Origin of the sequence: Collinsella aerofaciens, assembly GCF_040915425.1 — a bacterium.
GTDB lineage: Bacteria > Actinomycetota > Coriobacteriia > Coriobacteriales > Coriobacteriaceae > Collinsella > Collinsella aerofaciens_BW.
On sequence record NZ_JBCPDN010000015.1, the window covers coordinates 6,096 to 27,104 of the forward strand.

The 21,009-nt window shown below is 66.9% G+C and carries 22 protein-coding genes; 17 read left to right on the forward strand and 5 right to left on the reverse strand.

Annotated features, from left to right (window positions below; translation table 11 throughout):
* From AB5164_RS03420 to AB5164_RS03440, 5 genes are all read right to left on the reverse strand, one after another.
* On the reverse strand, positions 1–340 hold a 340-nt coding region (locus AB5164_RS03420), incomplete at its 3' end, for an ATP-binding cassette domain-containing protein (RefSeq protein ID WP_368147800.1).
* Positions 341–1,363, reverse strand: a complete 1,023-nt coding sequence (locus tag AB5164_RS03425) for a FecCD family ABC transporter permease (protein WP_368142177.1) — start codon at positions 1,361–1,363, stop codon at positions 341–343.
* 22 nt (positions 1,364–1,385) lie between these two features.
* Positions 1,386–2,957: an ABC transporter substrate-binding protein gene (locus AB5164_RS03430; RefSeq protein WP_368142178.1), complete on the reverse strand. Its 1,572-nt coding sequence runs from the start codon at positions 2,955–2,957 to the stop codon at positions 1,386–1,388.
* A 4-nt stretch (positions 2,958–2,961) separates the two neighbouring features.
* Positions 2,962–3,495 (reverse strand): hypothetical protein, encoded by a 534-nt coding sequence (locus AB5164_RS03435; RefSeq protein WP_195363984.1) that lies wholly within the window; start codon positions 3,493–3,495, stop codon positions 2,962–2,964.
* 144 nt (positions 3,496–3,639) lie between these two features.
* Positions 3,640–4,566 carry a sirohydrochlorin cobaltochelatase gene (locus AB5164_RS03440; protein ID WP_346979111.1) on the reverse strand — a complete coding sequence of 309 codons (927 nt, stop codon included), beginning with the start codon at positions 4,564–4,566 and terminating at the stop codon, positions 3,640–3,642.
* A gap of 458 nt (positions 4,567–5,024) precedes the next feature.
* Between AB5164_RS03440 and cobM the strand changes: the two genes are divergently transcribed.
* Genes cobM through cobK form a run of 17 tightly spaced genes read left to right on the forward strand, consistent with a single transcriptional unit; the run spans position 5,025 to position 20,996 of the window.
* Positions 5,025–5,816, forward strand: a complete 792-nt coding sequence (gene cobM / locus AB5164_RS03445; RefSeq protein WP_346979113.1) for a precorrin-4 C(11)-methyltransferase — start codon at positions 5,025–5,027, stop codon at positions 5,814–5,816.
* Position 5,817: 1 nt separating this feature from the next.
* Positions 5,818–7,002: a cobalt-precorrin-5B (C(1))-methyltransferase CbiD gene (cbiD, locus tag AB5164_RS03450; protein WP_368142179.1), complete on the forward strand. Its 1,185-nt coding sequence runs from the start codon at positions 5,818–5,820 to the stop codon at positions 7,000–7,002.
* Positions 6,995–7,228 carry an SAM-dependent methyltransferase gene (locus tag AB5164_RS03455; protein ID WP_346979117.1) on the forward strand — a complete coding sequence of 78 codons (234 nt, stop codon included), beginning with the start codon at positions 6,995–6,997 and terminating at the stop codon, positions 7,226–7,228. Before cbiD ends, AB5164_RS03455 begins: the two co-directional genes overlap by 8 nt.
* A gap of 42 nt (positions 7,229–7,270) precedes the next feature.
* The gene (locus tag AB5164_RS03460) at positions 7,271–8,362 is read left to right on the forward strand and encodes a cobalt-precorrin 5A hydrolase (RefSeq protein ID WP_368147802.1); all 1,092 of its coding nucleotides are present in this window, start codon (positions 7,271–7,273) and stop codon (positions 8,360–8,362) included.
* On the forward strand, positions 8,362–9,105 hold the full coding sequence (gene cobJ / locus AB5164_RS03465; RefSeq protein WP_117769633.1) for a precorrin-3B C(17)-methyltransferase: 744 nt from the start codon (positions 8,362–8,364) through the stop codon (positions 9,103–9,105). Before AB5164_RS03460 ends, cobJ begins: the two co-directional genes overlap by 1 nt.
* Positions 9,093–10,565: a precorrin-6y C5,15-methyltransferase (decarboxylating) subunit CbiE gene (gene cbiE, locus AB5164_RS03470; RefSeq protein WP_368142181.1), complete on the forward strand. Its 1,473-nt coding sequence runs from the start codon at positions 9,093–9,095 to the stop codon at positions 10,563–10,565. Before cobJ ends, cbiE begins: the two co-directional genes overlap by 13 nt.
* The gene (locus AB5164_RS03475; protein WP_368142182.1) at positions 10,562–11,944 is read left to right on the forward strand and encodes a cobyrinic acid a,c-diamide synthase CobB; all 1,383 of its coding nucleotides are present in this window, start codon (positions 10,562–10,564) and stop codon (positions 11,942–11,944) included. Before cbiE ends, AB5164_RS03475 begins: the two co-directional genes overlap by 4 nt.
* Complete coding sequence (gene cobT / locus AB5164_RS03480) at positions 11,937–13,079, forward strand: nicotinate-nucleotide--dimethylbenzimidazole phosphoribosyltransferase (RefSeq protein ID WP_368142183.1); 1,143 nt, start codon at positions 11,937–11,939, stop codon at positions 13,077–13,079. Before AB5164_RS03475 ends, cobT begins: the two co-directional genes overlap by 8 nt.
* Positions 13,076–13,624 (forward strand): bifunctional adenosylcobinamide kinase/adenosylcobinamide-phosphate guanylyltransferase, encoded by a 549-nt coding sequence (locus AB5164_RS03485; RefSeq protein WP_368142184.1) that lies wholly within the window; start codon positions 13,076–13,078, stop codon positions 13,622–13,624. Before cobT ends, AB5164_RS03485 begins: the two co-directional genes overlap by 4 nt.
* A complete protein-coding gene (locus AB5164_RS03490) occupies positions 13,621–14,388 on the forward strand; it encodes an adenosylcobinamide-GDP ribazoletransferase (protein ID WP_368142185.1) in 768 nt (255 codons plus the stop codon). Before AB5164_RS03485 ends, AB5164_RS03490 begins: the two co-directional genes overlap by 4 nt.
* The gene (locus AB5164_RS03495; RefSeq protein WP_368142186.1) at positions 14,385–15,386 is read left to right on the forward strand and encodes a histidine phosphatase family protein; all 1,002 of its coding nucleotides are present in this window, start codon (positions 14,385–14,387) and stop codon (positions 15,384–15,386) included. The genes AB5164_RS03490 and AB5164_RS03495 overlap by 4 nt, the downstream gene beginning before the upstream one ends.
* The gene (gene cbiB / locus AB5164_RS03500) at positions 15,386–16,360 is read left to right on the forward strand and encodes an adenosylcobinamide-phosphate synthase CbiB (protein ID WP_368142187.1); all 975 of its coding nucleotides are present in this window, start codon (positions 15,386–15,388) and stop codon (positions 16,358–16,360) included. Before AB5164_RS03495 ends, cbiB begins: the two co-directional genes overlap by 1 nt.
* Positions 16,357–17,580, forward strand: coding sequence for a pyridoxal phosphate-dependent aminotransferase (locus AB5164_RS03505; protein ID WP_368142188.1), 1,224 nt, complete (start codon positions 16,357–16,359; stop codon positions 17,578–17,580). The genes cbiB and AB5164_RS03505 overlap by 4 nt, the downstream gene beginning before the upstream one ends.
* Entirely contained in the window at positions 17,573–19,072 is a 1,500-nt protein-coding gene (locus AB5164_RS03510; RefSeq protein ID WP_368142189.1) for a cobyric acid synthase, read from the forward strand. Before AB5164_RS03505 ends, AB5164_RS03510 begins: the two co-directional genes overlap by 8 nt.
* The gene (locus AB5164_RS03515; RefSeq protein ID WP_368142190.1) at positions 19,069–19,584 is read left to right on the forward strand and encodes a cob(I)yrinic acid a,c-diamide adenosyltransferase; all 516 of its coding nucleotides are present in this window, start codon (positions 19,069–19,071) and stop codon (positions 19,582–19,584) included. Before AB5164_RS03510 ends, AB5164_RS03515 begins: the two co-directional genes overlap by 4 nt.
* Complete coding sequence (locus AB5164_RS03520) at positions 19,585–20,226, forward strand: precorrin-8X methylmutase (RefSeq protein ID WP_195233206.1); 642 nt, start codon at positions 19,585–19,587, stop codon at positions 20,224–20,226. It begins immediately after the preceding gene.
* Positions 20,223–20,996, forward strand: coding sequence for a precorrin-6A reductase (gene cobK / locus AB5164_RS03525; protein ID WP_195544696.1), 774 nt, complete (start codon positions 20,223–20,225; stop codon positions 20,994–20,996). Before AB5164_RS03520 ends, cobK begins: the two co-directional genes overlap by 4 nt.
* Positions 20,997–21,009 lie beyond the last annotated feature (13 nt).

The following is a 21,009-nucleotide window of genomic DNA, read 5'->3' on the forward strand; positions in this document are numbered from 1 at the left end:
GTGCAAGATGGCGTGTGATGGTTTTCAAGATGGTCGACTTGCCCGAGCCGTTCGGCCCGATGAGCGCCACGACGTCGCCCGCGCGAACCTCCAGATTGACACCTTCGACTACGACCTTCTTGTCGTAGCCCGCCGACAGGTCGCTTATGCGGAAAAGCGGCGCTCCGTCAGCCTGCGTTTCGACCGGGGTTTCGAGGTTCAACTCCGCTCGAAGGAGGCGTTCCGCGCGCAGTTCCGCACGAGCCGAAAGTGACTTCTGGCGCTTTCGTGCGAGCTCAGGACTGGCCAAGCATGGAATGTTCCCTCCGAGCGTTTTGGGCCGCGGCACGAATTCCGCCATCTACCTCACCCGCTTCTTCAACATGAGTGCGATAACCACCGGCGCGCCGAAGATGGCGGTGACGGCGCTGATGGAAAGCTCGACGGGAGAGAACAGCGTGCGCGCGATCAAATCGCAACCCGCGCAGAAGATGGCGCCTCCCAAGAAGCACGCAGGAATCACGCGGATGGGCTTCGACGACTTCAGCGCCGACTTTACGAGATGCGGAACCGCGATGCCTACGAACGACACCGGACCAGCGAACGCGGTCACGCAGGCGGAGAGCATGCTCGCTAGAAGGACGAGCACCACGCGGAAGCGTGCGACGTTCACGCCGACGCTTTTCGCGTAGGCTTCTCCCAGCTGGAAGGCGGAAAGGGGCTTCGATATCGCGAATACGCATGCGCTCACGGTGATCACCACGACCGCGATGACCGCAATGTCGTCCCAGTTCGAACCCGAGAAGCTACCCAAAGACCAGTTGTGCAGGTTCACGATGGACTGGTCGTCGGCGAAGGCGATGAGAAAGTTCGTCGCCGCCGAGCAGATGTATCCCACCATGACGCCCGCCACGATGAGCATGGCCATGGAACTTATGCGCCGTGCGATGAGGAGCACGAAGCCGATGGTGATAAGCGATCCCAGAAACGCTGCGGCCACCATGGCCGGCGAGGACATGGCCTGGTTCGCGCCCAGAAGCACGATCATCGTAAGCGCGACGACGAACTTTGCGCCCGAGGAGACGCCCAAGATGAACGGGTCGGCGATGGGGTTGTTGAAAAACGTCTGCAGCAGGAACCCGGAGAGCGAAAGTGCCCCGCCGAGAAGCACGGCTGAAAGCACGCGCGGCAGGCGAATCTCCCAGATGACTTGGCTTTCCATGGAATTGGCCGTGCCGCCCGAAAGGATGCCGGGGATGTGGTCTGCGGGCACGAGCACGCTCCCGATGCACAGGTTGGCCCCGACGAGCACGATGAGGACAACAGCGAGCAGCGCCGTCACGACGCGACACCGCGCGGCGCGTCCCGATTCGTCGTATGTCATGGAAAGCCGGCTTCTCATGACGCTAGCCAAGCTTCCTCAGATAATGGAAGTCGCTCGCGTCATCGCCGGTGAACGCCCCGTGCAGCTCGTCGATAATGTCGGCGGTAGAAGTCATCTGCTGGTACATGTCGGCGCATGTGACCCAGACGTTGCCGTTCTTCACGGCTTTGAACTGCGACAATAGCGCGTTTTTGCTTACGAAGTCGTTCAAGGTGGCAACCGATTCGTCGATGGTGCCGTTGTAGACGATGATGTCGGCATCCTTCGCCGTCGCGTAGAAGCGCTCCATTTCGAGCGTTACTGACGAACCTGACGTCGACGCCGTCTGCGCGTCATCGAGCGCGTAGCTGCCGCCTGCAAGCTCGATCATCTGCGCCACGTAGTCGCCCGCCCGCCGCGTGACGGCGGCCCCGTTCGAGTTAATGTAGAAATACGCCACGGTTTTACCTGACGACGCGAGCCTCGACGTTTGCTCGACGCGGGCCTTCTGCTCGTTGAACAGGTGCGCGGCCTCGTCTTCCTTGTCGAACAGGACGCCGAAAAGCTTAATCCACTCGACGCGCCCGAGTGCTTCGGGCTCGCTCGACGACTGTTCGGTGAGCACGACGAGCCCGAGCTTCTGCAGCTTTTCCTTCACATCGGGCGTGTGGTTGATCATGGTGTTCTCGATGGCGAGCGTGCAGCCCGAGGCCGATATTCGCTCGTAGTCGGGCGCGCTGTACTTGCCGCCGTAGGCGATCGCCCCACTTTCGAGCGCGCTTTTGAAGCCCCCGACCGAGCAATCGTCGGCCTTCGTGCCCGACATGAGGATATTGTCGTTCGCATCGAGCGCGTCGACCAGGCACATCGTCGCCGACGACACGAGGTACACCTTGTCGGCGGGGCGCCTTATGACCGCGATGTCGGAGCTCAACCCATCAGGTACCTTCGCATCCTGCGGCACCACGAGGAAGCGCTCCCCGTTCGAAACGCAGATAAGCCGCAAGCCGCCTTCGAACTCGTCGACAGTGAAGTGCTTGGCGTATTCTAGCTGAAGCGTCCCCGTCGGCTCCCAGCCGCAGCCCAAATCGGCGTTGTGGAAGTCGGCCGCGGCGCTTGAAGCCGTTCCCGCAGGGGAGTCGCCGCTTGCATCGTCGCCCGTTTTCTTCTTCATGGTGGATGAGTCGAAGTAGAGCGTGTAGTCGATGGTGTGCGGCGTCGACATGGCGACGGTCTCGGCCGACACGGCGATGTCCTCGTCGAGCGTGACGGGTATCTCGAACGTGGAGTTGCCGCCGTCGTTTACGGGCGCGTAGTCTACGCCGTCGACGGTCATCTTGTCGTAGTTCGAACTCGACCAGGTGATGGTCGCGGTGTAGGTGTCGCCGTCCTTCACAATTGTGGTGGGTGAGGCGATGCTTGCGCGCCCTGACCCGCCGGAAAGCGAGACGCTCACAGTGTATTCCTGAGAGCCCGTCGTGGCACCGGTCGCGTTCGGGCTCGCACTGCACCCCGCGAAGGGAAGCGCGAGCAGGGCGACGAGAACGCAGGCGATCGCGCGCGCCGAGATGCTGCGGCGCTTTCTGCTTTCCCCCTTGGGAAGAATCGACCGCATGGCGTTACTTCAGCGCGTCGGCGCGCAGATCGACGCCGGCGGATTCGAATACGAGCGTGCGGTCGTACCACCGCTCCCTTTTAATGCTCCACGCGGCGCAGGCGGTGTCCTCGTCGAGCGCATCAACGGGCACGTCGTAGGTGTACTTGCCTTCCGCGTTTTCCACATAGGGGATAAAGTCGGCCTCGCTTGCGGCGGCAGCCTCGTCGCCCGTGCCCATGAAGAGCTTGCCGTAGCCCGTGCCGGAAAGTGTCATCACGCAGTGCATGGAGCCGTTTTCCACGATGAGCTGGGCGTCCACAATCCTGAACATGTTCGAGCTGGAATCTACGGTGATCGGATAGGTGCCGTCGGCCACCTTGTCGGCGGTGATGGGGGCAGCGCTTGCGCCCTCGGGCGCATCGGCCGCCTGTTCAGTTTTTTCCTGGGAATCGGCATCGCTTGCCTTTGCGCTGTCGATTGAATTTCCGCCGCAGCCGGCGAGCGAGAACGCGAAAAGCGCCGCCGACAGGGCGAAGGCGAGGGTTTTCTTCAACATGGAGGGGTTCCTTTCAATCGCTTCGACCGCCCGCGCCGTGCGGTGGGCGGGCGGGATGCGAATGCAACGGGCATGCGCCGTCAGTCGGGGAAGGCGCATGCCCGTTGCACGGGGACGCGACCGGCGCCCCCGTGCGCGGCGAGTTTACAGCTTGGCGATGGCGTCGTCCACGTGCGAGACGTAGATGTCGTCGACCGCGACGTTCTGTCCCAGACCCTGGAGCAGGCACGTCACTTCGAAGCCGGCGGCCACGAACTTCGCAGCCCAGCTGTCGGGGTCGGTCTCGTCTGCCATGTCGTTGTTCGCGTGGTCGCCCGCGACCACCATGAACGGCGCGAGCACGGCCTTCTTGTAGCCTGCGGCGCTCGCGGCGGCGATAACATCCTCGCAGGTCGGTTCAGCCTCGACGGTGCCGACGAAGAACTGCGTCAAGCCCTCTTTCTTAAACACTTCCTGCATCTTGGCATAGTCGGCGTTGGAATCGGCTTCGGTGCCGTGACCCATGAGGCACAGCGCCGTCTTGCCGTCGTCGAAGGACGCCATGTTCTCCTTAATGGCTGCGGCCACCTTCTTGTAGTCGTCGTCGGAGGTGAGCAGCGGGTCGCCGAGCGAGATTTTGTCGAACTTGTCGGCGTACTTGTCGAGCTCGTCTTTCACGTCGGTGTATTCCAGGCCACCCATGAGATGCGTCGGCTGCACGACGATTTCCTTCACGCCGTCTTCCACGCAGCGGTCGAGCGCCTCGGTCATGTTGTCGATCGTGATGCCGTCGCGCTTCTTCAGCTTGTCGATGATGATCTGCGCGGTGAAGGCGCGGCGGATGTCGTAGTCCTGCCAGTACTTCTCGCGGATAGCGTCTTCGATGGCGCCGATGGTGATGTGGCGCGAGTTGTTGTAGCTCGTGCCGAAGCTCGTGACGAGGATGACCGGCTTCACGGCCTTCTCCTTTTCACTCGATTTCTCGGAACTCGCGGAGGTGTTGGAGCAGCCCGCGAGCGCGACTCCGGCGAGCGCGACGGCTCCGGTTGCTGCGGCGCCCATGAAGCCGCGGCGTGACATCTGGTCGGACATAGTTTTTCCTTTCCTCGGTTTGCCGGTCCCCCGGCGACAGTTGCTTGTCGGCACAAGCGAAAGAAAAGCGCACCCCTCGGGGTTCACAAGGAGCTAACGCCACGGCGATGCCGTGAGGAAAAGGCGAAGCAGTCTGGCTTGGGGCGCGAGGCGGTTCGCCCGCGCGTCCTATACAGTAATGTCCCTTGCCCAGGATTCCCACCTGGTTCCCTCCGCAAGCCAGCGCGGGCTGTGCGGGCGCCGCGCCGGTCATTTCCTTTTATCCGATTGTCATATGCTCGTTGCCGAATCTTTTACTATGATAGTGGGCACTTGTGAACGTGTCAAAGCCAGGGCGGGCGGCATTGCGCCTCCTGCCTGCGTATTTGCGCCGATTGCCGCCGCAGGCGCCGTGTTTTGCCCGCTGCGCGAATGGCGGCGTAAACGGTTGCGATGAGAAACGGGAAGGGAAGGCTCGGATGATTCATATCGTTGGCGCAGGCTCGGGCGCCGCCGACCTTATCACGCTGCGCGGGGCGCGCCTTCTGCGCGCAGCCGACGTGGTCGTTTGGGCGGGAAGCCTTGTGAACCCCGAGCTGCTCGCTGAGTGCAAGGAATCCTGCATCGTCTACGACAGCGCGCACATGACCTTGGAGGAAGTGCTCGACGTGATGTGCGCGGCAGATGCGCGGGGCGAGGACGTGGTGCGCCTGCACACGGGTGACCCGTGCCTGTACGGCGCCATCCAGGAGCAGATGGACGCGCTCGACGCGCGCGGCGTGGACTACGAGGTGGTGCCCGGCGTGTCGAGCTTTTGCGGTGCCGCGGCGGCGCTTCGCCAGGAATACACGCTGCCGGGAATCAGCCAGTCGGTCGTGATCACGCGGCTTTCCGGACGTACCCCCATGCCCGCGGGCGAGGGCATGCGCACCATGGCGGAAAGTGGCTCGACTATGGTCATCTTCCTGAGCTCGGGTATGCTCGCCGAGCTTTCCGCCGAGCTTTTGGCCGCGGGCCGCAGCTCCGACGAGCCTGCGGCGCTCGTGTACAAGGCGACCTGGCCTGAGGAGCGCGTGGTGCGATGCACAGTGGGCACGCTCGCCGACGCGGGCGCGCGAGAGGGCATCGACCGCACGGCGCTCGTGGTGGTGGGCCGCGTGCTCGGAGCTCGCGGCGGGCTTGCGCACAACGGCGCGCAAACGGAGTCGTACGAGCGCAGCAAGCTTTACGACCCTTCGTTTGCCACGGGGTATCGGAAGGCGAGCAGCTAGCGTGGCCTTCGAGCATTACATATATACCGGGACGACCCGCCTGCGCTGCGGCTACACCACGGGGAGCTGCGCCGCGCTCGCGGCGAAGGCAGCCTGCGAGATGCTCTTGTCACGAAAGCCCGTCGGCCTCGTGTCGATCGTCACCCCTGGCGGGCTGCCCGTCGAGGCGAACGTGATCGACGCATGCATCGGCGAGGGGTGCGCTCAGTGCGCCGTGCGAAAGGACGCAGGCGACGATGCCGATGTGACCGACGGCGTGCTCGTGTACGCGCGCGTGGAACATGCGGGGTCGGGCACGGGTGCTGCGGGCGGCAAGGACGTGCCCGCGCGCGAATCGGAAGTTTCCGTCGATGGCGGCGTGGGCGTGGGGCGCGTGACGTTGCCCGGGCTCGAGCAGCCGGTTGGGGCGGCCGCCATCAACGCGACGCCGCGCGCGATGATCACTTCGGCGGTGCGCGAGGTGTGCGCCGCGCACGGCTTTTCTGGAAATATTGCTGTGACGATTTCGGTACCCGAGGGTGTTGCCCTTGCCGAAAAGACCTTCAACCCGCACCTGGGGATAGAGGGCGGCATCTCCATCCTGGGCACGACGGGCATCGTCGAGCCGCGCAGCCTCGCTGCCTTGCGCGACAGCATCGAGCTCGAGATCCGGCAGCATGCGGCTATGGGGCGGCGCGGAGTTGTGCTCACGCCCGGCAACTACGGCGGGCAGTTCATCTCGGGGCATTTCCACCTAAACGGTGCGCCGGTGGTCTTCATCTCCAACTTTGTGGGCGATGCGATTGACTGCTGCGTTCGCGAGGGATTTACCAATGTCCTTCTTGTGGGACACATCGGCAAGTTGGTGAAGGTCGCGGGCGGCATCATGGACACCCATTCGCGTACCGCCGACTGCCGCGCGGAGATTCTGGCCGCCCACGCGGCCATGGCCGGAGCGGGCGCGAAGACCGTGCGCGAGATCATGTCGTCGGTCACGACCACGGCGGCGCTCGAGGTAATCGAGGCCGCCGGCGTGGGGGACGCTGCGCGCGCCTCGCTCGCTGCGGCAATCGAGGACAGGTTGCGCCGCCGCGCGGCGGGCGCATGCGACATCGCCGCGGTCGTGTTCGACGCCGAGCGCCGCGAGCTTTTCCGCACGTCGGGCGCCGATGCGGTTATCGGGGAATTGGGGGCGACGTATGAATAAAGGCGTGCTGTACGGGGTGGGCCGCGCAATCGGCTGGCCGGGGACGAAGGTGGTCATGAAGGCGCGCCGCTCGCTTGCGGACACGAAGCGCATTCTTCGCGAGGAGGGCGCCTTCGACGGTGCCGAGCTCGTAGAGGACTGTGGGCTTCCGGGCGAGCGCGTGTACCGCTCGCTCGACGATGTGCCCGATCGGGGCAGCTACTTCTCGACGATGGTGGTGCGCTAGATGAGGGTTTCCTGCATAGCGTTCACTGAGAGGGGGTATGCGTTGGCGGAGCGCACCGCACGCGCGCTTTCCGATTGCGCGCAGACAGGTGAAGATGACCCTGGCTGGGACGTTTCCGTTTCGCGCGGTTTCGGTGAGGGGAAGGCCGACCTGCGCGCATGGACGGCGCTCGCGTGGGAAGCGTCGGACGCGCTTCTGTTCGTGGGTGCGGCGGGCATCGCCGTGCGGGCGATCGCGCCGCATGTCGCCTCGAAGGCAAACGATCCCGCGGTTGTGGCGATCGACGAGGCGGGGCGCTTTGCCGTCCCGCTTTTGTCGGGGCATTTGGGCGGTGCGAACGAGCTTGCGCAAACTGTGGCACGCGCGGCAGGGGCCATCCCCGTCATCACCACGGCGACTGACGTCCGCGGCGTGTGGGCGGTGGATACGTGGGCGCGCCGTGCGGGGCTCGCCGTTTCGAATCCCGAGGCCATCAAGCGAGTGTCGGCGCGGCTGCTTTCGGGCGGGCGCGTGGCGCTCTATTCCGACATGCCGATTTCGGGACAGCCGCCTGAGGGGGTTGACATTGCTTCCGACCGCGCGCGGGCCGATATCGTCGTGTCGCCGTTTGCTGGCGCGAATGCAGGTGCGTCCTTTCGCGCGGCGGAGACAACGGGCGGGGTCTTGCCCGCCGGTGAGACGGGGAAGCCGGCGGGCGTGAGGGCGCAGGCGCCTGCGCCCGAGCCGCTTCGCCTTGTCGTGCCCTGCATCGTTGCGGGTATAGGGTGCCGTCGCGGTGCGTGCGCCGAAGCGATTGGGGAGGCGTTTCTTCTCGCGTGCGGGCAGGCGGGTATCTCGCCTTCGGCCGTGCGCGAGGCGGCGACGATCGACGTGAAGGCGCACGAGGAGGGTCTGCTCGCCTTCTGCCGCGCGCGCAATATCCCGCTTGCGACGTATTCCGCAGAGGAGTTGTCGCAGGTCGAAGGCAGCGTTTCGCCATCTGATTTCGTGCGCTCGACGGTGGGGGTCGACAACGTGTGCGAGCGCGCGGCGCTCGCGGACGGGGGCAAACTTATCTTCCCGAAGCTCGCTCACGGCGGCGTGACCGTCGCGTTTTCCAAGGTAACTATCGAACTTTCGTTTAAGGAGCGGTGATGGGAAAGCTCTTCGTGGTGGGGATCGGCCCGGGCGGCCCCGACGGCATGACGATTGCGGCCCGGCGCGCGCTCGAGGCGGCCGACATCGTTGTGGGGTACACGAAATACGTGGAGCTCGCGCTCGCCGCCGTGCCCGACGCGGCGCATCTCGCGACGCCGATGATGCACGAGGTCGAACGGTGCCGCCTGGCGCTTTCGCGCGCGCAGAGCGGAGAAGCCGTGGCGCTCGTGTGCAGCGGTGACGCGGGCGTGTACGGCATGGCGAGCCCCGTGCTGGAGCTTGCGGAGGACTACCCCGATGTAGACGTGGAAGTTATCGCCGGGGCCACCGCGGCTCAGAGCGGGTCGGCGGTGCTCGGCGCCCCGCTTGCCCACGACTTCGCGGTCGTGTCGCTCTCCGACCTGCTCACGCCGTGGGAGGTCATCGAGCGCAGGCTCGCCGCCGTGGCGAGCGCCGACTTCTGCATCTGTTTGTACAACCCGCGCAGCAGAAAGCGCGCCGACAGGCTCTCGCGCGCGGCGAAGATTATGCTCGAATGGAAGGCCCCCGACACGCTCTGCGGTTGGGTACGCAACATCGGGCGCGAGGGGCAGCAGTCGGGCATGTGCAGGCTCTCCGAGCTGGGGGAGATCGACGCCGACATGTTCACCACCGTGTTCGTCGGCAACGCGGACACGAAGCTCGTAGGCGGCCGTATGGTCACGCCGCGCGGGTATCGGGAGATTCCATGCGAAAGGTAACGATCATCGGGGCGGGGCCCGGAAACCCCGACTTGCTCTCGCGCGCGGCGCTCGACGCGATCGACATCGCCGACGTGGTCATCGGCGCTCATCGCGCGCTTGCCGGCATCGACGTGCCGCCCGACGTGGTGAGATGCGAGCTCGTGAAGACGGCGGACATCGTCGCCGCGCTCACCGATGCGGCGTCGTGGCAGCGCGCCGTGGTCGTGATGACGGGCGATGTGGGGCTGTTCAGCGGCGCGCGCCGCCTGGTGGAGTCGCTCTCCGGCAACGCGCAGGTGGACGTGCACGTCATTCCCGGCATAAGCTCAGCGTCGTATCTCGCCGCGCGCCTCGCGCGTCCATGGCAGGATTGGCGCTTTGCGAGCGCTCACGGCGTGGCGTGCGACATCGTGGCCGAGGCCGAGCGCGCAGGTGAGCTCTTCCTCGTCACGTCGGACGGGGAAGACCCCTCGCGGCTTTCCGGCGAGCTTGTGCAGGCGGGCTTCGGGGACGCGCGCGTGACGGTGGCCGAGCGCCTGTCGTACCCCGACGAGCGCATCACCTGTGCGACCGCAAGTAAAATCGCAGGTCAGACGTTCGACGACTTGAACGTGATGCTTATCGATTTCGCAGGCGGCGCCGGGTCGCCTGCGGGCTCTAGCGCAGCCTCCGAGGCGCCGGCCGGCGCGTCTGCGCCCGCGGCGACTTCTTCCGTGGTGGACTCTGCGGGCGCATCCCGCGCCGCGAGCTCCCGCTGGCCGTACGCTTCCTCGGGCATTCCCGACGAGCTCTTCATCCGCGGTGACGTTCCCATGACCAAGCAGGAGGTGCGAGCCGTCGCGCTCGCGAAGCTGCGCCTTACCGCGACCGACACCGTGTGGGACGTCGGCGCCGGCACGGGGAGCGTATCGATCGAGGCGGCGCTCGTCGCGCGAGCGGGGTCGGTATGGGCGGTCGAGCGCAACGCGGCCGGCGTGCGGCTCATCCGAGAGAACGCGGATGCATTCGGGTGCGGCAACGTGCATGCGGTCCCCGGCGTCGCCCCCGAAGCGCTCGCGAAACTGTCCGTCCCCGACGCCGTGTTCGTCGGCGGGAGCGCGGGCGAACTTCCCTCCATCGTGGAGGCGGCGCTCGAGAAGAACTCGCAGGTTCGCCTGTGCGTGCCATGCGTCACCGTTGAGACACTCACCGAGGCGTGCGCGCTCCTCTCGGGTTCGTGCTTTATGGGGTTCGAGGCGTGCCAGGTGTCGGCCGCCCGCGCCGAGGCTGTAGGCTCGTACCATCTTATGAAGGCACAAAACCCCGTGTTCCTCGTCAGCGCGCGTGGTGCGGGCGCGGATGCCGAGGAGCTTGCCGAAGTCGGGGCGCTTGCTGAGTCGCCTGTCGGGGAGGACTCCTCTGCCGAGGGGAACCCATCCGCTGAGGTGGTCTCGCTTGCTAACTGCAACGCCGCAGGTGGGGAAGGCGGCGCCCGGTGAGCACGACCATCCCGCGCTTCATGGTCGCTGCGCCCTCGAGCGGGAGCGGCAAGACGGTCGTTACGTGCGCGCTCCTGCGCGCGCTCGCGCGCCGCGGCCTCGCATGCGCGGCCTTCAAATGCGGCCCCGACTACATTGACCCTCTCTTTCATCGCCGCGTCGTGGGTGCGCGCTCGGGCAACTTAGACGGTTTCTTCACCGACGCCCCGACGCTGCGCGCCCTACTCGCACGCGGCGCCGCGGGCGCGGATGTCGCGGTGCTCGAGGGGGTCATGGGCTTCTACGACGGCATGGCGCCCGGCGTGGCCGACGCGAGCAGCTACCAGGTTGCGCGCGACACGGAAACGCCGGTCGTTTTAGTGGTGAACGGGCGCGGGGCGTCTTTATCGCTCGCCGCCGTAATCCGCGGCATCGCCGAGTTCCTGCCTTGTGCGAACGTGCGCGGCGTCGTGCTGAACAAGACGAGCGCCGCTGCCTGCGCCTACGCGGCGCCTGCGATCGAGAGGCACACGGGCGTCGTGGTTTTGGGGAATATCCCCGCCGACGAGGCGTTCTCGCTCGAAAGCCGGCATCTGGGGCTTGTGACCGCCGACGAGGTCGAGCAGCTCTCCGCGCGCATCGACAAGATGGCCGAGCTGGTGGAAAAGAGCGTCGACGTCGACCGCTTGCTCGAAATAGCGGCGACAGCACCAGATATCCGCGAGGAACCTTACCGGTTGGAGCCGATCGCGGGAGCGCGGCCCATCGTCGCCGTCGCGCGTGACGAGGCGTTCTCGTTCTACTACGAGGAAAACCTGCGCGCGCTCGAGGACCTGGGTTGCGAGCTTGCCTTTTTCAGCCCCCTATGTGATAGCGAGTTGCCCCGGGGGACAAGCGCCCTCTATCTGGGAGGCGGCTACCCGGAGCTCCATGCGCGGCAGCTCACCGAGAACGCGCCGATGCGCGAGGCGGTGCGGCGCGCGGTGGAATCCGGCATGCCGACGGTCGCCGAATGCGGTGGGTTTCTGTACCTGCAGCGCGAAATCGCCGATAGCGAGGGGCGGCGCTGGCCTGTTGCGGGCGCCCTTGAGGGCGCAAGCGAGAACGGGGGAAGGCTGTTCCATTTCGGGTACGTGGATCTCACTTCCCAACGCGACGGGCTCTACGGGCCGCGCGGCACACGCATCCGCGCGCACGAGTTCCACTACTGGCAGTCCACCTGCCCGGGCGGCGACTTCTGGGCGCAGAAGCCCCGGCGCGACAAGGGCTGGCCGTGCATGACGACCACCCCGTACCTGGTTGCGGGCTTCCCGCATGTGTACTATCCTGCGAACCCCGACGTTGCGCGCGCGTTCGCGTCTGCCGCAGCGTCGTTCGCAGAGAGGAGACGGCATGGCTGAAGCAACCGAAACCGCGCTTGCCTGCATCCGCGAGGAAGTCGAGCGCGCGTTCTCGTCGGCGCCGGGCGCCGTGCTCGAAGCCGCGCTCTCCCGGATCGCGCCCGCAGACGAGTGCGCCCGCGCCGCCGCGTACGCCGCGTGGGACTCCATCGCGCACCCCTTGGGGGGATTGGGCGACTTTGAAGACGCCGTCGCGTGTATCGCCGCAGCTCAGGGGAGCGCCGAGGTGGCCGAGTTTCCCCGTGCGCTCGCGGTATTCTTCTCCGACAACGGGGTTGTTGCCGAAGGCGTGTCACAAAGCGGGCAAGACGTGACGCGAGCCGTCGCGCGCAACATGTGCGAGGGGGCCACGAGCGCCTGCCGCATGGCGGCGTTCGCGGGTGCCGAGGTCGTGCCCGTCGACGTGGGTATGGCCCGGGGCATAGAAGACGCGCGCATGGTGCGCGCGAACGTGCGGCGGGGGAGCGGCAACATCGCGCACGGCTCCGCCATGTCTCGCGATGGGGCCGTGCGCGCGATCGAGGTCGGAATCGCCGTCGCGTGCGGGCTTGCCCGCGCCGGCGTGCGCCTTCTCGCTGCGGGCGAGATGGGCATCGGCAACACGACCACCTCGGCGGCGGTGGCCGCAGTGCTCATCCGGGCGGACGCGCGGAGCCTCGTCGGGCGCGGCGCGGGGCTCTCGGACGCCTCGCTCGCGCGCAAGCGCGACGTGGTCGAGCGCGCTATCGATGCGAACTCGCCCGATCCCGCCGACCCGATCGACGTGCTCTCGAAGGTGGGCGGCTTCGACATCGCGGCGATGTGCGGCTTCTACCTGGGGGCCGCGGCCTCGAAGGTGCCGGCGCTCCTCGACGGGGTCATATCCTGCACGGCGGCCCTGTGCGCGGTGCGCCTTTGCCCCAACGCCTTGGGCTACCTCGTGGGCACCCACGCATCAAGCGAACCCGCAAGCCAGGAGCTCCTTCGCGAGCTCGGCATAAAGGCACCCCTCGACGCAGGCATGCATTTGGGCGAGGGCGCGGGTGCCATGGCGTATCTGCCCCTTCTGGATTCGGCGCTGCGCGTGTACCGGGATGGGAAGACGTTCACGGCGACTGGCATGGCTGCTTACGAGCATTTCGAGGCCGGGAAATGACGGTGACGCTCGTCATCGGCGCCGCCGCGAGCGGCAAGAGCGCCTACGCCGAGTCCCTGTGCCTCGGGCACGACGGCCCCCGCGTGTACCTGGCAACGATGGAGCCCTTCGGGGAAGAGGGCGACCGTCGCATCGCGCGCCATCGGGCGCTGCGCGAGGGCAAAGGGTTTTCCACCCTCGAGCGCACGCGTGACGTGGGCGCCGCAGCGTCCGGGCTTCCGTGCGGCTGCACGCTTCTTTTGGAGGACGTGGGCAACCTGGTTGCGAACGAGCTCTTCGCGGAAGGCGGCTTGTCCCCACGTGACCCCGACGCTGCGGCGCGCGAGGTGCTCGGAGGCATCGAACGGCTCGCTCAGGCCGCTGCGTATACGGTGGTGGTCACCGTCGACGTGTTCGCCGATGGGATGCGCTACGATGAGGGGACCGAGGCATGGAGGCGCGCGCTCGCGCGCGTGAACGCGGGTGTGGTGGCGCTGGCCGACCGTGCAGTCGAAGTGGTATGCGGGATTCCCGTGTGGATGAAAGGCGAAGGACCTACAAGGTGAAGATAGCAGAGGCAATCGGCGCGGCGTTCGGAACGTTCTCGCGCATCCCCGTCCCGAAATCGGCCTGGACCGATTTCGGATCAACCCATGCGCTTGCCGCGTTTCCCCTGGTGGGCCTTGCGGAAGGCTTCCTCATGACGGCGTGGGGGTACGTGGCGAACCTGCTCGGCGTACCCGCGACCATCGTCGCGGCCGTGCTCGCGGCGCTGCCTGTGGCGGTGACGGGAGGCATCCACCTAGACGGGCTCTGCGACACCTCCGATGCGCTTGCAAGTTGGGCCCCGCGCGAGCGAAAGCTCGAGATCATGCACGACCCGCGGGCGGGCGCCTTCGGGGTCATTGGTGTTGTTGTGTACCTTATTCTGCAGTTTTCCCTGTTCGCCGCGCTGCCACTTACGGCGGGGGCGTTCCTCGCGCTTCTGTGCTCGCTCGTGTTCTCCCGCGCGCTTTCGGGGCTCGCCGTAGAATGCTGGCCTGCCGCGCGGGCGGACGGCATGGCCGCGGGGCTCTCGCCTTCGAAGAAGCGCGCGGCGATCGTCGTGCCGCTTTGCGCTTTCGCTGCGGCTTCGGCTGCAGGGATGGTCGCGTGCGCTCAGGCCGTCGGCGCCCTTATGGCGGTGGCGGGGCTTTTGGCGCTCGCGTGGTACCACCATGTTGCCCTGTCCCGCTTCGGCGGGGTGACGGGGGATTTGGCCGGATGGTTTCTGCAATGGGCCGAGCTCGCGATGCTTGCCATGCTGGTGGCGGGGGGTATGCTCCTATGATTCTCGTGGTAGGTGGTGCGCATTCGGGGAAGAGGACCTTCGTGCGCGAAAAGCTCGGGTTCGCGGCGGACGATTTCGTCGACGCGGCGCAGCTTGCGGAGGGCGGCGTGCCCGCGGCTTTTGCCGGCCGCGTCGCGTACCGTGTTGAGGAACTCGTACGCGCGCTCGACGCTGACCGGGCGCTCGAGCGGCTGATCGGCTTCGACGCAGTGATTCTGTCCTTGGTCGGCTCGGGGGTCGTCCCCATGCGTGCGGAAGACGCCCAATGGCGCGAGCGCGCGGGGCGTCTGGGATGCGCGCTCGCTGCGCGCGCCGACGTCGTCGTGCGCATGACGTGCGGGATTCCCCAGGTCATCAAAGGAAACCTTACCGATGCACCTCGAGGGACGCAGGGCGCGGGCGCGCCTTTGGAAGTCGTCTTCGTGCGCCATGGTGCCACGGCGGGCACGGAAGACCATCGCTACAGCGGGGCGGGCACCGACGAGCCCCTGTCGAGTGCGGGCGAGCGCGCTTTGCGCGAGCTCGCGTGCGATCGTGACGTGTTCCGTGTTATCACGAGTGGCATGGCCCGCACCGACCAGACGGCACGCATCCTCTTCCCGAATGCGGAGCTTATGGCATGCCTCGGTCTGCGCGAGATGGATTTCGGTGACTTCGAGGGGCGAAGCGCCGCCGAGCTTAAAGAGGATGCGCGCTACCGCGCCTGGGTAGACTCCTGGTGCGAGACGCGCTGCCCGCATGGCGAGGGCAAGAGCGATTTCACCCGCCGCGTCGTCGCGGCGTTTCGGGAGGCGTGCGAATCGGAGCGCGCCCAGGGGAGTGGGCGCGCCGTCTTCGTCGTTCACGCGGGTACCGTGAAAGCGCTGCTTTCCGAGCTTGCTGTCCCGAAAATGGAATACTTCGACGTGCATACCGAGCCGGGCGGCGCATGGGCCGCCACCTGGGATGGGCGCTGCCTTCGCGACGTTCGCCCCGCTTCGGGGGGCGATGCCCGGTGATGACGATTCTTGCCGTCGCCGCTGGGTTCGCGGCCGACCTTGCCTTCGGCGACCCGCGCTGGCTTCCCCATCCCGTCGTCGCCATGGGGCGCGCGATCACGTGGGCCGAAGGCCGCCTGCGGGGCGCATTCCCGCAAACGTCCGCGGGCACGCGCGCCGCAGGGCTTGTGCTCGCCGTGGCGCTTCCGCTTGCGTGTGGGCTTTTGGCCTGGGGAATCCTGCATCTTTGCGGCATGGTTCACCCCGGCTTGCGCTTCGTGGCCGAGGCATGGGCGAGCTATCAGATTCTTGCGGCATGCGAGCTGCGCCGTCAGAGCCTGGCCGTGGCCCGCGCGTTCTCGAAGGGCGGCCTTGTCGCGGCGCGCGAAACAGTCGGGCTCATCGTGGGACGCGACACGTCTGTTCTCGACGAGCAGGGCGTTGCGCGCGCCGCCGTGGAAACGGTGGCGGAGAACGCGAGCGACGGCGTCATCGCGCCGCTTTTCTACCTTATGATCGGGGGTGCGCCCTTGGGCATGGCGTACAAGGCTGTGAACACGCTCGACAGCATGGTGGGCTACAAAAACGCGCGCTACATCGACTTCGGCTGCGCCTCGGCGCGCCTCGACGATGCGGTGAACTGGATTCCCTCGCGCTTATCGGCCCTGCTTATGATCGCCGTGTGCCCGATTGTTGGGCTCGACGCGCGCGGGGCGGCGCGCATCTGGCGCCGCGACAGGCGTCGCCATGCGAGCCCCAACTCGGCGCAGACCGAGTCAGCGTGCGCGGGCGCGCTCGGGCTGCGCCTGGCGGGACCCGCGGTGTATTTCGGCAAGCTCGTTGAGAAACCGACGATAGGCGACGCGTCCCGCGAAATCGAGTGGGGCGACATCGCCCGGGCGACAAGGCTCATGCTCGCCGCGTCCGTATGCGCGCTCGTCTTGTTCGGCGCCGCGCGCGCGGCGGTCGTGCTCGCCGTGGGGGCGATGGCATGAGGGAAGACCACGCTGCGTCCCGGGCTGCCGGGGGAATCCTGCGCGCCCGTACGCATGGGGGCAGCGCGCAATCGCTCGGCATCGGTTGCGAAGGGGGCGCCTCCGACCTCATTGACTTCTCGGTGAACGTGAATCCGGCAGGCCCTTCGCCGCGCGCCGTCGCCGCAGCTTGCAAGGCGCTTTCTCGAATCGACGCCTACCCCGATAGGGAAAGTCTTGCCCTCGTTCGCGCCCTAGCGCGCGCCCAGGGCATTCCCGAAGATACTATCGTCTGCGGCGCGGGCGCGTCCGATATCATCTGGCGGCTCGCCGCGGCGGTGCGCCCGAAACGCCTCGTCGTGTGCGCGCCGACGTTCTCTGAATATGCGGAGGCGGCATCGTACTACGGCGCATGCGTGCAGGAGTTCCCGCTCTCCGAAGCGGACGACTTCGACGTGCCCGCCTCCTTCGCCCACGCGATCGAGGGGCCGGGAGACGTGGCGTACCTCTGCAATCCGAATAACCCGACGGGGCGCCTCGTCGACCCCCGCGTGATCGATGCCGCGGCTTGCCGCTGCGAGCAGGCGGGCGCGCTGCTCGTCGTGGATGAGTGCTTCCTCGGATTCGCGCCTGACGCCCGCGAAAGGAGCGTGGCCGCACGCGCCGCGTGTTCGCGCCATGTGGCCGTGCTCTCCGCGTTCACCAAGCTCTACGGAATGGCGGGGTTGCGGTTGGGATATCTGATCAGTGGAAACGCCCAACTCATCGAGGGGATTCGCCGGGCGGGGCAGGCGTGGCCCGTCTCCTCGGTCGCCGAGGCCGCGGGCATCGCCGCCCTGGAAGACGTCGAATACGTCTCACGCACGCGCGATGTATTGGCGGGCGAGCGAGCGTGGCTTTCCCACGAGCTCTCCTCGCTCGGGCTTTCCGTCGTGCCGTCGGATGCGAACTTCCTTTTAGTCCGCACGCCGGCGAAAGACTTCCCCGAGCGCCTGTATAATCAGGGCGTTTTGGTCCGCACGTGCGACTCGTTTTCGGTACTGTCCCGTTTCTGGTGCCGCGTCGCGGTGCGCACGCGCAAGGAGAACGCTCGGCTTGCGATGGCGTTCAGCCGCGCGCTTCGGGCGGAAGGCGCATCGGGCGAAGGCGAACCCGACGAACGGGGCGGCGCTTCATGCAGCGGCGCTATGGCGGGCGCAGATGGCCGGGGCTCGGCGAAGGAGGTCGATACCCGTGGGTAGGGCGAAGCCCATCATGATCCAGGGCACCATGTCGAACGCGGGGAAGAGCCTGCTTGCGGCGGGGCTGTGCCGCGTGCTTTCGCAGGACGGCCTGCGCGTGACTCCCTTCAAGAGCCAGAACATGGCGCTCAACAGCGGTGTCACGGCCGACGGGCTCGAGATGGGGCGCGCCCAGATCATGCAGGCCGAGGCATGCGGCATCGCGCCCGACGTGCGCATGAACCCCATCCTGCTCAAGCCCGAAAGCGACCACCGAAGCCAGCTCATCGTGGCCGGCAAGGCGCAGGGAGCCTTCGCTGCGAGGGACTACTTCGCGCGAAAGAAGGCGCTCATGCCGCAGATTTTGGAGGCGTTCGATTCGCTCGCGGAGGAAAACGACGTCATCGTCATCGAGGGCGCCGGCAGCCCCGTCGAAATCAACCTTGCCGAAAACGACATCGTCAACATGGGGCTCGCGCGCGCCGTGTCCTCTCCCGTGCTGCTCGCGGGCGACATCGACCCAGGCGGGGTGTTTGCCCAGCTCTACGGCACGGTCGCGCTCCTTGCGCCCGAGGACCGCGCGCTTTTGCGGGGGCTTGTGGTGAACAAGTTCCGCGGCGATGTGGAAATCCTGCGCCCGGGTTTGGCCCCGCTCGAGAAGATGTGCGGGGTTCCCGTTGTGGGCGTCGTGCCGTATCTTACGCTCGACCTGGACGACGAGGACTCGCTTGCGCCGCGCCTATCTGCCCGCGAGGCGCGCGGCGTCATCGACATCGCCGTCGTGCGCCTTCCGCATCTATCGAACTTCACCGACTTCGACCCGCTTTCGCGCGTGCCCGGCATGGGCGTGCGCTACGTTTCCTCGACGACCGATCTGGGCCGACCCGACCTGGTGGTGCTTCCCGGCTCGAAGTCCACGGTCGACGACGCGCGCTGGCTTGCGGCTAGTGGCACCGGAGCCTGTGTACGCGCGCTTTCGGGCGCGGGCACGCCGGTGCTCGGCATATGCGGAGGCTACCAGCTTTTGGGAGACGAGCTTTCCGACCCGCACGGCAGGGAAGGCGCTGGCACCGCGCGCGGGCTCGGGCTCATCCCTGCAAGTACGGTGTTCAAGGAGGAAAAGCGCCTCGCCCAGTCGGAGCTGCGCATCACGGGCGCCCAAGGCGCGTTCTCGGTGTGGAACGGCATGACGGCGCGCGGGTACGAGATTCACGACGGCGAAACGACCGTCTCCTGCGCCCCTGCGGGCACGATTGACGGCAAACCAGAAGGCGCGGCCTGCGGAAACGTGTTCGGAACCTATCTCCACGGCCTGTTCGACGAACCGGGGGTGGCACTCGCCCTCGCGCGCTCGCTCGCGCGCATGCGCGGCCTGCCCGAGAGCGTCGTGGGTGCTGAGGGCGCGGTGTCCGCGGCCGATCACCGTGCGCGCGAGTTCGACCGCCTGGCCGACTCCGTGCGCGGGGCGCTCGACATGGAGTATGTCTACCGCATTATCGAGGAGGGCGTATGATCCACGTGTATCATGGCGACGGCAAAGGCAAGACCACGGCGGCGATGGGGCTCGCCCTTCGCATGCTCGCCGCAGGCCGCCGCGTCGTCGTTGTGCAGTTCCTGAAAGACGGCGAAAGCGGGGAGGCGCGCCTGCTCGCCGAGCATTTCGGCGTGCCCGTGTTCGCGGGGAAGGCGTCGGACAAGTTTACCTGGTCCATGACGACGGAAGAACTTGCCGCGACGCGCGAGTTGCACGATGGGAACCTCGCTTCCGCGCTCGCCGAGCTCGAGGGCGCGCAGGAGGGGCTGCTCGTGCTCGACGAGGCGCTCGACGCGCTTTCGAAGGGGCTTGTCGACGAGGCACTCGTGGACCGCGCGCTCGATATGTCCGCGCGCGGCGTCGAAGTAGCGCTCACCGGGCGCGCGCCTTCCCGCAAGATCGTGGAGAAGGCCGACTACATAACCGAGATGCGGTGCGAGAAACACCCCTACGAGCAGGGGATATGTGCAAGGGAAGGAGTGGAGTACTAGATGGATTCCAAGGAGATGGCGCCCGGCGACATCGAGCGGCGCAGCTTTGAAATCATCACCGAAGAGCTCGGCGGTCGCACGTTCCCGCCGCTCGAAGAGCCCGTCGTGAAGCGCGTCATCCACACCACTGCCGACTTCTCGTACGCCGATTCCCTCGTGTTCACCCATGACGCCGCGCACTGTGCGCTCGACGCACTGCGCGCAGGGGCCACGGTGCTCACCGACACGAACATGGCGCTCGCAGGCATAAGCAAGCCCGCGCTCGCGAAGATCGGCTGCCAGGCCGTGTGCTATATGGCCGACCCGGATGTCGCCGCAACGGCGCGCGCCGCGGGCACGACTCGCGCCGTTGCGAGCATGGACAAAGCTTGCGGCATCGAGGGTCCGCTCATCGTGGCCGTCGGCAACGCTCCCACAGCACTTCTGCGCCTCGCCGAGCTCATGGACGCGGGGAAGATCGCGCCCGCGCTCGTCGTTGGGGTGCCGGTTGGGTTTGTGAACGTGGTCGAGGCGAAAGAGGAGCTACTCGCGCGACGCGTGCCGGCCATCGTCGCGAGGGGTCGCAAGGGCGGCTCGACCGTGGCGGCCGCCATTATGAACGCGCTGCTCTACCAGATCACGCGCCCAGGCGGCCCGAAGTGACGGCCCCCGCATCCGCGCCGGCGCTGCGCATCTTCGCCGGCACCACCGAGGGCCGCCTCCTGTGCGAATGGGCGAGCGGGGCGGGAATCCCCGCCCGTGCCTACGCGGCAACCGAGTACGGAGGCGAGCTTTTGGGCGAGCTTCCGGGCATCGAGGTGCATGCGGGCAGGCTCGACGAGGCCGACATGGAGCGTGAGCTTTCCGGCGCGCGCATCGTCGTCGACGCCACGCACCCCTTCGCTACGCTCGCAAGCGGCAACATCCGGGCCGCTTCGCTCGCCGTGGGTGCACGATGCCTGCGCCTTGCGCGCCCGGTCGAGGTGCTGCCCAAAGGCGTCGTGTCGGTCGCGTCGATCGCCTGCGCGGCGCGCTTTCTCTCCGAGAACCCGGGTCGCGCGCTTCTCACGACGGGGAGCAAGGAGCTTGCTCCCTACACGCGCGTCGCCGATTTCGCGGAGCGCTTCTTCGTGCGTGTGCTCCCTCTGCCCGGTGCTATAACGAAGTGCATCGACGCGGGGTTTTCGCCGTCGCACGTCATCGGCATGCAGGGGCCCTTCACCCGCGAGCTCAACGAGGCGATGCTTCGGCAGGTGGGCGCCCAGTGGCTTGTGACCAAGGACTCGGGAACCGTAGGCGGCACGGCCGAGAAGATCGCCTCCGCGCGCGACGTGGGAGCGCGCTGTATCGTGGTCGCCCGTCCCGCCGAGGGAGGCGGGGCCCTTTCGCTTAGGGAAGTGGAAGACGCGCTCTTACGGGAGTTCGCGCGCTAGGCGCTCGCCGCGC

Coding starts and splice junctions, on each gene's coding strand:
- AB5164_RS03425 (WP_368142177.1), bottom strand. CDS start 1,363: ATGACATACGACGAATCGGGACGCGCCGCGCGGTGTCGCGTCGTGACG.
- AB5164_RS03430 (WP_368142178.1), bottom strand. CDS start 2,957: ATGCGGTCGATTCTTCCCAAGGGGGAAAGCAGAAAGCGCCGCAGCATC.
- AB5164_RS03435 (WP_195363984.1), bottom strand. CDS start 3,495: ATGTTGAAGAAAACCCTCGCCTTCGCCCTGTCGGCGGCGCTTTTCGCG.
- AB5164_RS03440 (WP_346979111.1), bottom strand. CDS start 4,566: ATGTCCGACCAGATGTCACGCCGCGGCTTCATGGGCGCCGCAGCAACC.
- cobM (WP_346979113.1), top strand. CDS start 5,025: ATGATTCATATCGTTGGCGCAGGCTCGGGCGCCGCCGACCTTATCACG.
- AB5164_RS03455 (WP_346979117.1), top strand. CDS start 6,995: ATGAATAAAGGCGTGCTGTACGGGGTGGGCCGCGCAATCGGCTGGCCG.
- cobJ (WP_117769633.1), top strand. CDS start 8,362: ATGGGAAAGCTCTTCGTGGTGGGGATCGGCCCGGGCGGCCCCGACGGC.
- cbiE (WP_368142181.1), top strand. CDS start 9,093: ATGCGAAAGGTAACGATCATCGGGGCGGGGCCCGGAAACCCCGACTTG.
- cobT (WP_368142183.1), top strand. CDS start 11,937: ATGGCTGAAGCAACCGAAACCGCGCTTGCCTGCATCCGCGAGGAAGTC.
- AB5164_RS03485 (WP_368142184.1), top strand. CDS start 13,076: ATGACGGTGACGCTCGTCATCGGCGCCGCCGCGAGCGGCAAGAGCGCC.
- AB5164_RS03495 (WP_368142186.1), top strand. CDS start 14,385: ATGATTCTCGTGGTAGGTGGTGCGCATTCGGGGAAGAGGACCTTCGTG.
- cbiB (WP_368142187.1), top strand. CDS start 15,386: ATGACGATTCTTGCCGTCGCCGCTGGGTTCGCGGCCGACCTTGCCTTC.
- AB5164_RS03505 (WP_368142188.1), top strand. CDS start 16,357: ATGAGGGAAGACCACGCTGCGTCCCGGGCTGCCGGGGGAATCCTGCGC.
- AB5164_RS03515 (WP_368142190.1), top strand. CDS start 19,069: ATGATCCACGTGTATCATGGCGACGGCAAAGGCAAGACCACGGCGGCG.
- AB5164_RS03520 (WP_195233206.1), top strand. CDS start 19,585: ATGGATTCCAAGGAGATGGCGCCCGGCGACATCGAGCGGCGCAGCTTT.